The sequence below is a fragment of the Sphingobacterium sp. GVS05A genome (assembly GCF_019969845.1).
In the GTDB taxonomy this organism is placed as follows: Bacteria; Bacteroidota; Bacteroidia; order Sphingobacteriales; family Sphingobacteriaceae; genus Sphingobacterium.
The window spans coordinates 498,508-514,096 of sequence record NZ_JAHXYR010000002.1 but is presented as its reverse complement, the minus strand read 5'-3'; the positions used below and the strand labels follow the sequence as shown (position 1 = coordinate 514,096).

At 40.9% G+C, this 15,589-nt stretch carries 13 protein-coding genes; 8 read left to right on the top strand and 5 right to left on the bottom strand.

Going from position 1 to position 15,589, the window contains the following annotated elements:
• Positions 1–22: 22 nt before the first annotated feature.
• Positions 23–1,279, bottom strand: a complete 1,257-nt coding sequence (locus LC454_RS06915) for a deoxyribodipyrimidine photo-lyase (protein ID WP_223580958.1) — start codon at positions 1,277–1,279, stop codon at positions 23–25.
• Between the two features lie 534 nt (positions 1,280–1,813).
• Here LC454_RS06915 and LC454_RS06910 point away from each other — a divergent pair.
• The 3 genes from LC454_RS06910 (at position 1,814) to LC454_RS06900 (ending at position 5,156) form a co-directional block, all read left to right on the top strand.
• Positions 1,814–2,683 (top strand): hypothetical protein, encoded by an 870-nt coding sequence (locus LC454_RS06910; protein ID WP_223580956.1) that lies wholly within the window; start codon positions 1,814–1,816, stop codon positions 2,681–2,683.
• Positions 2,684–2,908: 225 nt separating this feature from the next.
• Positions 2,909–4,747, top strand: a complete 1,839-nt coding sequence (locus tag LC454_RS06905) for a UbiD family decarboxylase (RefSeq protein WP_223580954.1) — start codon at positions 2,909–2,911, stop codon at positions 4,745–4,747.
• A 73-nt stretch (positions 4,748–4,820) separates the two neighbouring features.
• Complete coding sequence (locus LC454_RS06900; protein WP_223580952.1) at positions 4,821–5,156, top strand: HopJ type III effector protein; 336 nt, start codon at positions 4,821–4,823, stop codon at positions 5,154–5,156.
• A 143-nt stretch (positions 5,157–5,299) separates the two neighbouring features.
• On the opposite strand, the gene LC454_RS06895 is transcribed toward LC454_RS06900, so the two are convergent.
• Both LC454_RS06895 and LC454_RS06890 read right to left on the bottom strand, forming a co-directional pair.
• The gene (locus tag LC454_RS06895; RefSeq protein WP_223580950.1) at positions 5,300–5,761 is read right to left on the bottom strand and encodes a VOC family protein; all 462 of its coding nucleotides are present in this window, start codon (positions 5,759–5,761) and stop codon (positions 5,300–5,302) included.
• 225 nt (positions 5,762–5,986) lie between these two features.
• Positions 5,987–6,562 (bottom strand): Crp/Fnr family transcriptional regulator, encoded by a 576-nt coding sequence (locus LC454_RS06890; RefSeq protein ID WP_223580948.1) that lies wholly within the window; start codon positions 6,560–6,562, stop codon positions 5,987–5,989.
• A 237-nt stretch (positions 6,563–6,799) separates the two neighbouring features.
• Here LC454_RS06890 and asnB point away from each other — a divergent pair, with 237 nt between their 5' ends.
• Positions 6,800–8,488 (top strand): asparagine synthase B, encoded by a 1,689-nt coding sequence (gene asnB / locus LC454_RS06885; RefSeq protein WP_223580946.1) that lies wholly within the window; start codon positions 6,800–6,802, stop codon positions 8,486–8,488.
• A 160-nt stretch (positions 8,489–8,648) separates the two neighbouring features.
• The gene (locus LC454_RS06880; protein WP_223580944.1) at positions 8,649–10,214 is read left to right on the top strand and encodes a M20/M25/M40 family metallo-hydrolase; all 1,566 of its coding nucleotides are present in this window, start codon (positions 8,649–8,651) and stop codon (positions 10,212–10,214) included.
• A gap of 85 nt (positions 10,215–10,299) precedes the next feature.
• On the opposite strand, the gene LC454_RS06875 is transcribed toward LC454_RS06880, so the two are convergent.
• Positions 10,300–12,477 carry a S9 family peptidase gene (locus LC454_RS06875; protein ID WP_223580942.1) on the bottom strand — a complete coding sequence of 726 codons (2,178 nt, stop codon included), beginning with the start codon at positions 12,475–12,477 and terminating at the stop codon, positions 10,300–10,302.
• A 159-nt stretch (positions 12,478–12,636) separates the two neighbouring features.
• The gene (locus tag LC454_RS06870; protein WP_223580940.1) at positions 12,637–13,365 is read right to left on the bottom strand and encodes a DUF1080 domain-containing protein; all 729 of its coding nucleotides are present in this window, start codon (positions 13,363–13,365) and stop codon (positions 12,637–12,639) included.
• Positions 13,366–13,548: 183 nt separating this feature from the next.
• Here LC454_RS06870 and LC454_RS06865 point away from each other — a divergent pair, with 183 nt between their 5' ends.
• The 3 genes from LC454_RS06865 (at position 13,549) to LC454_RS06855 (ending at position 15,451) form a co-directional block, all read left to right on the top strand.
• Positions 13,549–13,917, top strand: a complete 369-nt coding sequence (locus LC454_RS06865; protein ID WP_120262114.1) for a dihydroneopterin aldolase — start codon at positions 13,549–13,551, stop codon at positions 13,915–13,917.
• An 80-nt stretch (positions 13,918–13,997) separates the two neighbouring features.
• Positions 13,998–14,723: an AAA family ATPase gene (locus LC454_RS06860; RefSeq protein ID WP_223580933.1), complete on the top strand. Its 726-nt coding sequence runs from the start codon at positions 13,998–14,000 to the stop codon at positions 14,721–14,723.
• A gap of 284 nt (positions 14,724–15,007) precedes the next feature.
• Positions 15,008–15,451 carry an Hsp20/alpha crystallin family protein gene (locus LC454_RS06855; RefSeq protein ID WP_120262112.1) on the top strand — a complete coding sequence of 148 codons (444 nt, stop codon included), beginning with the start codon at positions 15,008–15,010 and terminating at the stop codon, positions 15,449–15,451.
• The last annotated feature ends 138 nt before the right edge of the window (positions 15,452–15,589 follow it).

Below are 15,589 nucleotides of genomic sequence, written 5' to 3'. Positions count from 1 at the left end.
ATTATTTATTTCTGCCGAAGATTTATTTAGCGAGTAATTCATCCAATTTTGGAAGACCGTTTGGGAAGTTGGTTTTGATCAATTTCTGCCAATCCAAAGCCTTGTTGTCCTTTTCACTTGTGCCGACGCCAGCAATATGGGACCATTGTCCGTATACAGTGGCGGGAGAATAGTCCAAAAGCTGTTCTTCAAACCAGGATGCTCCCTTTAACCAATTGACCTGATACTCATGCACAAGATAACTGGCGGCGATCAATCCCGCCTGATAGGGGATATAACCCGTCTTTTTTAATTGTATCATGGTACTATTGATAAAATCATGCGCTGTCTGACCGGATTTCCATTTTTCGAATAGCTCCTCATTCACCGTTAACGGAGGGACATCTGCTGTAGTACTGTTTTTTGTACCCAGCGATTTGAAAAATACATTAGGATATTTTTTGAGCATAAAACGGAAATAATCCCGCCAAAGTAAGATGTCTATTATTTTTTCAAATCGTTTATCTTTTTTTCCTTCGCCCAATTTCTTAATGTTGTTGTAAAGAAGGATCGGGGATAAAGCTCCAGCAGCGATAAAAGGGCCCAATATGACAGGATCCTGCTCCGTTTCCGGATAGGTGGATAATACCGAATGCATAATACTCAATGCCGTATCTTCTCCACCCAATATATAGATGTCATCAACAGATTTGATCTCCTCATCTGAATAGCCTAGGTCTTTCAACGTGGGGATCTTGGTGTCTTCCAGATGCGGGGGTGTCAGGAAATTGGATGGGAAAGGAATCGGTTGACGTACCGTACTCTCACGTTCCACCTTTTTCTTGAAAACGGAAAATCCATTCGGAATATCCTTGATCGGAAAAGGGAGATCTTCTTTATGGTAAAGTGTATGCCCAATAAAATGGCGGAGGTTGATTTTGCTATTCCAGAGCTCACTCTCTACTTTTTCGGAAATAGAGGTCTCGCGCAGCGCAACTTCCCGATGGTGATAGACTTCATTAACCTGATATTTTTGGGCAATACGAGGGATAATATCTTCAGGTTTGCCAATATAGGTTAGCAGGTCACTTCCATGATTTTTTAATTTTTCTTTTAAGGCAGTGACGGCTTCGATCACAAATGCTGCACGCAGTACACCAGTATTTAAATTACCAAATTGATTGCGGTCAAAATAACGGGGGTCAAAACAATAGACAGGAATGATGAAGGAACTCTTCTCAGAGGCTTGATAAAATACCTCATTGTCATGAAGTCTTAAATCATTTCTAAACCAGATCATTGTAGCCCTTTTGTCCATAGAGGTGAAGATAAATACTTTTTAGTGCAGCCTATTTTCAGAAGATTTACAAATATATAAGGATATTGTGTTTGTGAAAATATTTAGGCGTGAATTGACATAAAAAGGACAAAGAAGTGGTTTTAGACAGAATTGCTGTTTGTAATAAATTTCTGACAACAGCTTCATTTGCTTAAGTCATACGTGGAAAATAGCCTAAACGATCGATGATTGCTCCTATATCTACAGAAAACAAGTTGCTCTAATATAAAAATAAAAATAGTGTTAAACTTATTTGAGATTTCTCTGTTCTAAAATTAGAGAATTATGATCGTAGTTAGTCAACGTATTTGAAGAGAAAAACTAGCATGGGCTTTTGCAATCTATAGGACAGTTAAAATGAGATCCAGCCGATCGTTTGGTTACTCATTAAAACCAAAGGTAGTTTCATGCTTACCTTAAAAATAAAAATAAAAAAATGACTGCAACTAGCACATTTATACCATTGAAAGCGAGTGCTCAGAAATAATTATAAGAATGAAAAAGGTGTTAATTAGTGGGCTAAATACCTATTTGGGACGACGGGCGTCATGCTATTTACAAGCGAAGGATTTTGATGTTACAGGTTTGGTGCGCAATTTGTCCATTTTTAATAAAATCGTGAAGGAGAAAGTGACCGCAAGACTTTTTGAACTTGATTTGTTGCGGAAGGGACCCGCTTATGATAATTTTCAGATCAGTAACCTGAACTTTGGGATTTATTTTACGCAGGTTCCGACCTTGGATAACGATATTCAGCTCCAGTTGGAACTGCTAGGTCTTCGTAATTTTGTTGAAATCTGTAGGCGGGCAGGCAATAACCGCGTGATCTATGTGGCCCGACTGATGGATGAGCATTTTTTAGAACCTGTTCGGAATCTATTGGAAGCTTTGCGCGTACAGTACACTATTGTGGTTAAAAGTAGTGTTATCGGTAAGGAAAGTGTGCTGAACCGAATTTTTAGCAAGTTGGCCAAACGGCAGACCATATTCTATTGGAATTGGGTGGCCTCGCTGAAATTTCATCCCTTACCTTTATTGGATGTCTACCGCTGGCTTCGGGAAATGCCTTGGGAAGGTAACTTTATATCTGAGGTGATTTACCTTGGTGGACATGAAGAGGTAACGTTTAGAAACTTGTTTTATCAATTTCTCGATTATACTTCCAATACACAAAAGCGCGAGATTGGCGTAAATAAATTTTTTGCGAAGCTATTGCTGAGCCGTTTCAACGATATCAATAAGGAAGATATCGATGAGTTTAGACGGGTGCTTTATTATGAAAAAAATGTGGACAATTCAACCTGGCAGAAAGTCCAGTCCTTTGAATTTACCCCGCTGAAAGCCTATGTCAGTATGGATACCTAATTTTTTTTGTATTGTCTAATAGTCAACGGAAACCTTCACTATGCTTATCCTTTAATGCTTTTTTGCCTGCTTTTGGGGGCTGTCGCTATAGGAGTTTTTTGTTTGTGAGCTTATGATATTTATATAAAGTAGTTATAGTCCCAATGGAGACAGGGGTGAATAATTATTTACTTCTAAATTATTCTGTTAAATTTGTGGATTAACGCGTTGATACAGATTTAATATATGGGATACAATAGTCTAGCAGCATGTGTTGCGGATCTTGAAAAACATGGTCATTTAATCCGGATTAAAGAGGAAGTCGATCCTTACCTCGAAATGGCTGCAATTCATATGCGGGTGTTTGATGTCGAGGGACCAGCATTGTATTTTGAAAATATCAAAGGTTCAGAATTTCCCGCTGTTTCCAATCTCTTTGGTACATTGAACCGTTCAAAGTTTATGTTCCGTGATTCATTGGATCATCTTAAAAAGCTGGTAGATGTCAAGATGAACCCGGGGGCTGTGCTAAAAAATCCATTTCAATATATCGGATCATCCATGACTGCGCTAGGTGCCTTACCTTGGAAAAAGAAGGCAGGCGCTCCGATTCTACATGGTAAAACAAGCATCAGCAAGCTTCCTCAAATTGTTAACTGGCCAATGGATGGTGGTGCTTTTGTCACCATGCCACAGGTCTATACGGAAGATGTAAATAAACCTGGAATTATGCATGCCAACCTGGGGATGTATCGAATTCAGCTTTCAGGAAACGATTATATCCCGGATCGGGAAATAGGATTGCACTACCAACTGCACCGCGGAATTGGTATTCATCAGACAAAGGCCAATGAACTTGGTGTGCCACTTAAGGTAAGTATTTTTGTGGGTGGTCCGCCGGCGCATCCTTTGTCTGCGGTCATGCCTCTGCCAGAAGGCCTTTCTGAAATGATCTTCGCTGGAGCCTTAGGCAATAGACGGTTCCGTTATTTTTACGATGATGAAGGTTTTTGTATTTCGGCAGATGCAGATTTCGTGATCACAGGGACTGTTTATCCCAATGAGAATAAACCGGAGGGGCCTTTTGGTGATCATATAGGCTATTATAGTCTTACCCATCCATTCCCCTTGATGAAGGTGCACAATGTATATCATAAGAAGGATCCGATCTGGTCATTTACAGTAGTAGGGAGACCACCACAGGAAGATACTAGCTTTGGAGCGCTTATTCACGAAATCACAGGGGCAGCAATTCCTCAGGAAATCTCTGGACTGCATTCGGTAAATGCTGTGGACGCGGCAGGAGTGCATCCCTTATTGTTTGCGATAGGATCAGAGCGTTACACTCCTTATCAACGTGTGGATCGTCCACAGGAGATTTTAACCATTGCCAATCAGATTCTTGGAAAAAACCAACTGAGCTTGGCCAAATATCTTTTTATTTCAGCATATGAAGATAATCCCAAATTGGATATCTACGATATTCCAGCATTTTTTGGACATATTCTGGAAAGGATTGATCCTGCGCGAGATCTTCATTTTCAGACAAATACGACCATAGATACCCTAGATTATTCGGGTGATGGATTAAACGCGGGTTCGAAGGTGGTATTTGCAGCTGCGGGAACAAAGAAAAGGGAGCTTGCACGAGAGCTACCTGCAAATTTTGACCTGCCAAGACCTTTCAACCAAGTGAAGCTTGTGATGCCGGGTGTATTGGCTATCGATGGAAAGGCTTTTACGACCTATGGAGATGAAGCTGCGGTAATCGGGGAATGGTGTCGTGTGGCTGAAGGGTTGGCATGGGAAGGTTTTCCGCTGCTGGTACTGTGTGACGATGCTAGTTTTACAGCGGAGACTGTCAATAACTTCGTCTGGACAACCTTTACGCGGAGTAATCCAGCATTTGATATTCATGGGATAAAGAGTTTTACAACATTCAAACATTGGGGCTGTGAAGGACCGATTATTATTGATGCCCGCTCGAAACCTCATCATGCACCAGCATTGATTAAAGATGAAGCTGTTGAAAAACGGGTTGATCAATTGGGCGCTAAAGGTGGCTCTCTTCATGGAATTATTTAGAAATTCGGTAGAAAGGGCTAAATATAAAGAACTTTCATAAACAATTAGCATAAAGTATATACAATTTAATCTGATGAAAACAGAAGAATTATTAGCGAAGTCAAAGGGAAGCCAGCTTCAGTTTCAGGAAGTTTTGGATCATATCGCAGAACAGTACACGTATAATCCGACGTCATTTCAAAATGGAAAGCTGAAAAACTCGGCAGCGGAAAATCAGGGGAGTGCGAAAGTATTGTATTTTGCTAAACTCAATGATCTTTCTGCCGCAGATACCTTGATTTTGTTTGCAGAGCATTATCAGAATGTATTGGATAACCCGGCGGGGGAGGGACATCAAAATATCCGCCAGTTTATGGAAAATGGCTGGGATGGGGTTGTTTTTGAGGCTGATGTACTGACCGATAAATAAGTCGGGAATGTTATCATTCATTTAAGTCAAATATAAGCCAACAGTCATTGGAGGATTTGTACCGCGATCCGATCAAATATATAGGGGCCTCGAAAGAAGCCCCTATTTGTGTAAACTAATTTATAGTACAGCGCACCTGTCTATTAACCTTTGCTTTCGCAATCTTCGTCTTTGCTGCCTCCGAAATAGACCATCCAGCAGATGCCAAATTGATCCTGGAATGAACTGTACAGTTCAGCAAAAAATGTTTCTCCCAAGGGCATTTCCACTACTTTTGCATTGGCGCTTAACGCCGTATGTAAGGTTTTTGCTTCTTCAGCATTGTCACACATCAACATCACATAGGTATTATTGCCCTGTACGTACTGCTGACCGAAAGCTGGAACGACATCCGCGCCCATAAGCATGCTCTCGCCATTGATGGAAATGGCTGTATGACAGATTTTGTTTTTGGCCTCATCTGGAATTGCTGGCATTTGTGGATCTGCAGGGATATCACCGTAACGCATGTATCCCGGATTTTTGGTTTGAAAGACCTTTTCATAAAATGTGAAAGCCTCTTCACAGTTACCGTCGAAATTTAAATAAGCGTGTAATTTTGCCATGATTTCTAATTTTTGAATATATTGATTATTTCTTTGACGCGTATCTTTTCACTTTGATGCTGGTAAAAGGTGCGCGTTATACCTTATCTTCTCAAATTTTCCTCCAATGAGCAGTAACCAGGAGGACTGTCTGTGGACGTGAAGATAAAATTAAGCTGAAGTTTTGATAAAAATCTTGCCCTAAGGCAAGATTTGAAAATGGACCTTCGCTGATAGGAAAAACCTTTAATTGCCGTGAACAATTTCTTTTCGGATACGGCTCAATGAGGTATCTGTGATGCCGAGATAAGAGGCAATATGTTTTAAAGGAGCCTGCTGGATCAGGATTGGTTTTTCTTTGATCAAACGCAGGTATCGGCTGGTCGCGGGTTCAGTGATCATGGCAATAGCTCTATTTTTGCTGTGGACCAGTTCTGCTGCCATCCATGAACGCCCCCATTCCCTAAATTCAGGAATACGATGAAATAATTCCTGATGATCTTCAAATCGTATTTTCCAAAGCTTGGTGTCCGTAAGCGCCTGAATATTTTCCACTGTTGGCGTACGTTGAAAAAAAGAAGCAACTTCAATAACGACATCGTTGTCACTGCAAAAGCCGATCGTGACCTCGTTGCCTTCATAGTCGTGCAAAAAAGAACGCGTAAGTCCATATTCTATTAAATAGTAAGCATTGGAGACCTGCCCTTTGCTCAGTATAAAATCACCTTTTTTTATCGTGATGGCTTGGTGTTTCTCTTTTATGGAATTCAGTTCATCAGGCGTAATTGCAAGATCACTGTAAAAAGTTCCTATTAGATCCATGTCCTTGGTTTATTTGATTACATAATGAAATTAAAGATAAATCTTGAAATGTGTTGTTAATCAATTGTGTGATTATTGTAAACAAATTAGTGTTTTGTTGCTAATTTTATTTGTTTGAATTATATTTTTTAGTAAAAACATAATAAAAATTAAAAATTATTATGAATTTAGTTTTTAATTGTTTTACTTTGTGTCAAGAACATAATGTAAAAACGAAATATTTAAAATTTTCATAATATGTGTGGAATTATTGGCGCTTTTGAATTGAAGCAACCTGCAGACTCATTGAGATCCCAAGTATTGGAAATGTCAAAACGTATTCGTCACCGTGGTCCAGATTGGTCGGGCATATTTACGGGCGAAAAAGCTTTATTGGCCCATGAGCGACTAGCTATTGTTGACCCGAAATCAGGTAGTCAACCTTTGTACAGCCCGGATGGTAAAGTTGTATTGGCTGTAAATGGCGAAATCTATAACCACCATGAATTAAGGAATAGCCTTCCTGATTATGCGTTCGCGACGCAGAGTGATTCGGAGGTTGTATTGGCGTTGTATTTAGCTAAGGGGCCATCATTTGTCGATGAGTTGAACGGTATCTTTGGTTTTGCATTATATGATTCGCGTGATGACTCATTTTTTGTTGCCCGTGACCACATGGGGATTATCCCATTGTATTACGGGAAAGATGCTCAAGGGCAACTGTTTGTCGCTTCTGAATTAAAGTCTTTGGAAGGTTTCTGTGAGACGATCGAGCAATTTCCTCCGGGACATTATTTATATAGTAAAGAAGGTACAACCCCACAACGTTGGTACCAACGCGATTGGGAAAGCTTTGATGCGGTGAAAGATAACGCGACTGATATCGCCGTATTGCGTAAAGCATTGGAAGATGCGGTGCATCGCCAATTGATGTCAGATGTGCCCTATGGTGTATTGCTTTCGGGAGGTCTTGACTCTTCCGTGATTGCAGCGGTAACCAAAAAATTTGCATCCAAACGTATCGAAACGGATGATAAAGAAGATGCCTGGTATCCACAATTACATTCTTTTGCCGTTGGCCTGAAAGGTGCACCAGATTTAATTGCAGCACAAAAGGCGGCTGATCATATTGGAACAATTCACCATGAAATCAACTTCACTATTCAGGAAGGCTTGGACGCCATCCGCGATGTAATCTATCACCTGGAGACCTACGATGTGACGACTATCCGCGCTTCGACTCCGATGTACTTACTGGCACGTGTGATCAAATCCATGGGAATCAAAATGGTGTTGTCTGGTGAGGGATCCGATGAGCTTTTTGGCGGCTATTTATATTTTCACAAGGCACCTAATGCGCAGGAGTTTCACGAAGAAACAGTTCGTAAACTGAAAAAACTGTACCTCTATGATTGTCTACGTGCAAATAAATCGCTGGCAGCCTGGGGTGTCGAAGGACGTGTTCCTTTTCTGGATAAAGAATTTATGGATATTGCCATGCGTATCAATCCATCTGATAAAATGATCCGTGATGGTAAAATGGAGAAATGGGTTGTGCGTAAAGCTTTTGAGGATTATCTTCCGGAAAGCATTGCCTGGCGTCAAAAAGAACAGTTCTCGGATGGTGTCGGCTATAGCTGGATAGATACCTTAAAAGAGCAGGCAGAAAGCAAGGTCTCTGATCAGGAGTTTGCTGCAGCAGCCGAACGTTTCCCAATCAATACACCAAAAAACAAGGAAGAGTTTTTGTATAGAACAATCTTCGAATCGCATTTTCCTTCTGCAGCTGCAGCACAGACTGTTCCTTCGGTAAAATCTGTCGCTTGTAGCACACCAGAAGCCCTTGCTTGGGATGCTTCTTTCCAAAATCTGAATGATCCATCTGGAAGAGCAGTAGCCTCTGTGCATCAGGAGAGCTACGAAAAGTCTAAAGTGGAAGCAGTGTAGATAATCAACCAACCATATACTTGTAATAGGGGTGCCCAAGGGCACCCCTATTTTTTGTGTAAGCAGGCCCCATGAATATGTTTTTTGAATTATCTTTAGTAATTTTCTAAAAAAACCAAACCAACCGAACCTACGGAATGGTGAACTAATTAAATTACAAATGAAACGATATACTAAACAGAGAAACTTGAAGTCTTTTGGGTTGGCATTTATGCTATTGAGTAGCTCAGCGATTTTTGCACAAAATAAAGATGCTGTTGTTGCGGCTATTGTTCAGGAAGCTCAGGCAAACTCCCAGCTTGAAAACTATGCTTTTGAACTTGTTGATATGATCGGTCCACGTTTGGTGGGGAGTCCACAAATGCAGCAGGCACACGACTGGGTGGTCAAACAATACACCGCACTTGGTGCGGATGCACGAAATGAACCTTATGGAGAATGGCGTTCCTGGGAAAGAGGGACCTCAACGGTAACGATGACTTATCCACGGATCAAATCACTCGAAGGGACGCAATTAGCCTTTAGTCCGATGACGAAGGAAAAAGGTGTAGAAGCAGAAGTGGTGGCGATGCCCCTGTTTAGTTCTCAGGCTGATTTCCAGTCTTGGTTAAAGACGGTAAAAGGTAAAATTGTCCTAATCGGAATGAACCCGATCTCGGGTCGTTCGGATGCCAACTGGAAGGAATCTGCCTCTGCCCAGGGGTATGAAAAATATCAGGCTTTAAAGAACGGGCAGCTCAAGCAATGGGAGCTCAGTATGACCTATACCGGGAGTACACGACGTACATTACCATTTGCATTGGAAACCGCTGGTGCTGTAGGTGTGATCGATTCTTACTGGACAGAACTGCCGGGACTTACACGGATTTTTGATGCGAAATCGAAGCAGATTCCTGTTTTTAATATTGCTTTGGAGGATTATAGCCTCCTTCATCGTATGGCTGTGCGTGGTGTCAAACCGCGTATACTCTTGCAGGGTAAATCCAAGGAACTCGGTACAGCAAAAACTTATAATAGCATTGCCGAGATCAAAGGAAAAGAGAAGCCCAATGAGTATGTAGTTTTGTCGGCACATTTAGATTCATGGGATGGGGCTTCGGGTGCGACAGATAATGCAACGGGGGTGATTACAATGATGGAAGCAGTTCGCATCCTGCGGAAAGTATATCCTGAAAATAAAAGAACGATCCTCGTCGGTAACTGGGGGAGTGAGGAACAAGGCTTGAATGGCTCGTCAGCTTTTGTGGAAGATCATCCCGATATCGCAAAAAATATTCAGGTGGTATGGAACCAGGATAATGGAACGGGACGTATTGTGCGTATCGGTGGTAGCGGTTTTGAAAAGGCGTATGAATATATTGGACGTTGGCTGCAATATCTACCCGAAGAATTTCGCAACGAGATTCAGACCAGTTTTCCGGGAATGCCGGGAACGGGTGGAAGTGACCACTCTTCTTTTGTACAAAAAGGGATTCCAGCCTTTGGCCTTTCTTCCACTTCCTGGGATTACGGGAAATTAACCTGGCATACAAATCGGGATACCTACGATAAAATTGTCTTCGACGAAGTCAAGCAGAATGCGATTATTGTTGCGGTATTAACTTACCTCGCTTGTGAGGAGCCGGAATTGGTGTCAAGAGAGAAAATCGTATTACCTGTGGATAAAACCGGTAAACAAATGGCATGGCCAACAAATTTACAGTCTAAAAGGACAAGCGGTAATTGATGAACCATTGAACAATTTATTCTTAATAATACAAAGGCGCCAATCGGAAAAGAAAGGCGCCTTTGTGTTAAAAACATATTGCCACTTATTTTTTTAGATGTTGATTAAAATAATCCGCAATTTTCTCGTACATATGGATACGATCTTTGCCCATCACATTATGTTCGTGAGTAGGGTATAAGAAATAATCGACCTGTTTCCCGGCCTTAATACAGGCTTCTAAAAACTCCATGCTGTTTTGTTGTACCACTACTGGGTCCTGGGCACCATGGATGATCAACAACCGTCCTTTTAGCTGATCGGCCTTATTCAATAAGGATGTCAGTTTATATCCTTCAGGGTTTTCCTGAGGTGTGTCCATATAACGCTCGCCATACATTACTTCATAAAACTTCCAGTCAATAACTGGACCTCCAGCGACTGCGGCTTTAAAAATATCGTTATGATGTAACATAAATGAAGTCGTCATAAATCCACCGAAGCTCCAGCCGAAGATCCCCATGCGTTGTTGATCGACAAAGGATTTTGATTTTAGGAATTCAATTCCTTTGAGCTGATCGGCCATTTCATTTTGACCAAGGTTACGGTGTGTAGCCGTATAAAAATCACGGCCTCGGTAATTGGTGCCGCGATTGTCCATTGTAAAGACAATATATCCCTGTTGGGCCATATAGAGATCAAAGTAACCTGCACCACCTAGCCATTTGTTGGAAACCAATTGCGAATGAGAACCACCATACAGATAATACATGACCGGATACTTCTTCGCAGGATCAAAATCATTTGGATAGATAATACGGCCGGTCAGTGGATATTTGCCATCAGCAGAAGTAAGTTGGACAAATTCTATTTTTGGATTATTAATTTTTCCGCTAAATGGATTGTCAGCTTTGACCAGGACAGTTCCCTTGCCCGATTTGACCTCTTTGATCTGGATCATGTTTGGTGTCTTCAGGTCACTATATTGGTCATAGATATATTTGCCATCACCACTCAACGAAGCCTGGTGTATACCCGATTCATTTGTTAGCTGTATTGTTTTTCCGGATTTAAGGTCTACCTCAAATAATTGACGGTCCATGCCATTATTGGTGACGCCGATATAGCTTATTTTGTTTCCATCAGCTGAGAATTCCAAGAGGTTTTCTAACACAATATCCTTGAAACCTAATTTTTTAATCAGTTTTCCCTCTGTATTGTAGAGGTAAAGCTGGTTGTAGCCATCTTTGTCGGATTGGTAAAGAAATTGATCCGCTGTGTTTGGTAAGAAGGTAAGTGGATTTTCTGGCTCTACCCAAGTTGTTGCGGTTTCCTCAAACAATGTTTTAACCAGTGCTCCGGTTTCAACATTGTATTTATTGAACTTGAGGTCATTTTGGCCGCGGTTGAGAACGCCTACATAAATGAATTTGCCTGAAGGATCCCAGGTTACACTGGTCAGGTATTGTTCGCTATGATCTCCGGTCTGTAAGGTTACTTTTTGTCCTGTAACACTGTTGTAGATAACCAGTGTTACCTCCTCCGATTTTTGCCCTGTCATGGGGTATTTTATCCATTTGATTTCGGCAACTTTCGGACTCCATTGGGGGAGTGGATAGTTGGCGACCATGGTTTCATTCTTGCGGTAGTAGAGTAATTTGTCATTTTGAGCATTCCACCACATGCCTTTTTTTATACCGAATTCCTGACGGTGGGTATAATCACTACCATTCACAATACCTTTGTCGCTGTCGTTGGTTACTGCAGTTACTTTTCCGTTTTTGTCAACGATGGCGATATTATTGTCCACCAAATAAGCGATTTTAGAAAAGTCTGTGCTTAGTTCGCGGTTAGCACCTTGGCTATCGTTGCCGATAAAACTTTCGATATTTTTGGACTTGAGATTATAGATGACAGTATATACTTTGTCTTTGCCATCTACCTGAAGCAAGAGTGAATTGCCATCACGCCATTTGTAGTCGTAAGGAAACATGCGTAAGCTGAATGTTTCGTTTGGAATTGCAGCTTTCAAAGCTGTTTCGAGCTCAGTTTTAGATAACAAGCTCGTCTCTGTCCAATTGTTTGCTGCACTTTTGGAGAGCAGATTTTGATACGATTTATCGAGGTAAGAGAGGCTGTTTGATTTTGGTATCCAGGAAGCTGCAGTAATCGATGTTGGCGCATAGGTGCGTGGTCCGAATACAGTTTCTTCCAAATTAAGGTTTCGTTGGGCATGACTGGTTAAGGCACTTGCCAACAAGAAGAATAGCGCAATTCTTTTCATTAGAATAATTTATTTTTAATGATGCTGAGCCGATCATAAGTGTTTTTTTGCCCTTATGATGGAGTTTGCTTTTAAATTTTATAGGGCTAAATTAGGGAAATAGCCCTATAAAACCTAGTACAGAATTGTTGCTTGTCTAACTGAAATTGTTGTGTGGACCTAGAGTTTGCGGAGCCAGATATTTCTAAACTGGACCAGATCACCATGATCTTGCAGGATAATGGGGCCGGGACCATGGCTCACCTGTTTCGGAAGTCCAATATACTCTGTTGTGCCGTCAATCTGGGTGTTATTCTGGACAACGACGCCATTGTGGAGAACAGTGACTGTTCCTTTGCTGATCAGTAGGCTGTCTTTGTTAAACTGAGGAGCCTTGTAGATGATATCGTATACATGCCATTTGTCCGTTACGATGACCTGAGCTAGCGGCGGACGTTGCTTGTAAAGACTTCCCGCACCACCATTGACATAGGTTGGGTTGTTATTGTTGTCCAATACCTGAATTTCATAAAGTCCCTGGAGGAAAATGCCACTATTCCCTCTGCCTTGTCCTTCGCCCTTGATGAGCTCCGGACTCTTCCATTCAATATGGAGCTGAAAGTCGCTGAAATGCTCGGTTGTCTCGATATTTCCAGTTCCGGGTTTTACTTCAAGCGTATTATTGGCAACTGTCCAGTTTGCATTCCCCTTTTCGCTCTTCCATTTGCTCAGGTCCTTGCCGTCAAAAAGAACAATGGCATCACTTGGGATTCCCTTGTTAAGTGTTACTGTTGGCGGAACAGGTTTGTAATACTCTGTATCGCTGGGTTTCATATTTGTTTGGGCATGGATTGCGCTGGAACCGCATAAGATCGCCAGGCATAGTGCCGAAGATAAAGAAAAGTTCATCTGTTGGGTTTTTGGTGTATTTAAACTTAGGAAAATTTGCCTTTATATACAATTATAATTTTAGAATAGAATCTATTTAAGTGCCTGAATGTATATGGATGAGATTTTTCTCTGGTCTGATGCTATTGAATTTGTTGAAACTGTAGATTTTTTGATTTCGGAACAATTTGCTTAGGTTTGTGCATGGCAACCATTTTACAGACAGTCTCATTGAAAGAAGCGCGGTTTTATGCGCCAATTGGCTATTACGAGGAGGAGCAGATTCTCGGGAATGAATTTTTTGTGTCTATTGATGTCTCTTTCCCTTTTCATAATACAGAAACCGAAGATTTGCGGAATACGCTAAATTATGAAGAACTGTATCAGATCACTGCTCGTGTGATGCAACCCAAACGGAAACTGCTGGAATCTGCAGCTGCAGAAATATTGGAACAGATTCGGCTAGGGGTACCTCATGCCGTAATGATTGAGGTTGTCATACGCAAATCGAATCCACCGTTTGGCGGTGATTTATCCTATTCGCAGGTCGGTTTGAAATACCTGAATGATTAATTTTCAAACTGGACCAGCAAAAGTTTGAAATACCTGCCTAAATTTGCGGATCCATTGTATAAAAGTGTCAAATTGTTAAGATGAATATTTACGATCTTGTTATAGCCGATAAGGAAAAGATAGCATTAGAAGATGTTTTTTTAGCGGAAGATAGCCGGCAGAAACTGCAACAGCTGATCAAGGAGCATCGCTATATTCGAGAGCTCTCGCAATATGGTCTGCCTGTAAGCAACAAGATTCTATTACACGGTTATTCGGGTTGCGGAAAAACAACGACGGCAAAAGCTTTGGCGACGGCACTCGACAAACCGATCTATATCTTGAACCTGAGTAACTTGATCTCATCCCGCATCGGTGAGACCTCACAGCATATCAAGCAGGTCTTTGACAAGGCGGGACGTGAAAAAGCTGTACTGTTTCTCGATGAATTTGACCAGATCGGAAAAGCACGGATCAGTGAAGAGAAAGATGTAGGGGAGATGCGCCGCCTGGTAAATACGATTATCCAACTGATCGATTATTTTCCGGCGGAAGCCGTATTGATTGCAGCAACCAATCATCCCGAAATATTGGATACGGCAATTATCCGGCGATTTCAGCTTCGGCTGGCTTTTGAATTACCCACTCATGCACAGCTGGATGCCTATTACGCTAAATTATTTTCTCCCTTTCCGCAATATGATGCATTGGTGTCACGGATTTATGATATTTCCTATGCAGAGGCAAAAGATTATATCTACGATGCTGTTAAATTTTTGCTGATTAGGGCACTGGAACAACAAGATAGACCAGAAGAGAAAAAGTAAAAGAACCATGGTTAATATTTTGTAAAATTAAATCCGCCTGAAAACAGTTTGCCTACTGCTACGTTAATGCTATACCGGGTAGTGGGATCATGTCTTCCAAGCAATGACAATATCGCGCCCTTTTATGGACGATTTTAAGTGTGTTGTGTCAAAATGTCGCTTTAAGCTATTTGAAAATGACATTTTGTCTTTATTTTGCGGCTGGTACGTGAATTGAATATCCCCTAGAAAAGAGTTAGAAAATAAAGCTTAACAAAAAATAAAAAAAATTAGGAGGACAAAAAATGGCATTAATTAAATTCCCTACAAAAAGTTTGAATACCGACGCAGTAAATCCATTTGTAAATACTGTATTTGACAATCTATTCAATGATAATTTTATTTCAGATCGTTTAGTTTCACGTGTTCCTGCGGTGAATATTTCGGAGTCTGAAAAATCATTTAAGATCGAAATGGCAGCTCCGGGATTGGATAAGTCAGATTTTAAAATCAATGTGGATAAAAATCTGATCACTATTTCAGCGGAGAAAAAAGAAGAGCAAGTAAGTGAAGAAAAACTATATAGCAAGAAGGAATTCAATTATAGTTCATTTTCAAGATCATTTACCTTACCTGAAACGGTTGACTATAGCAATATTGAAGCAGCCTATGAAGGTGGAATATTGATTTTAACTGTTGGCAAGAAAGAAGATGCTATTATCGCAAAGCGTTTGATCGAAGTAAAATAGTTCGTACCGCCTATATGATAAACATAAAGATCATATGACAAGCGCATCCTGACCGATGGTCAGTTGATACTCAAATAAGATAGTTTTTTAGGTTAGTTTATGTTTTGATCCCTCGGAATACAAAAATATTCCGAGGGA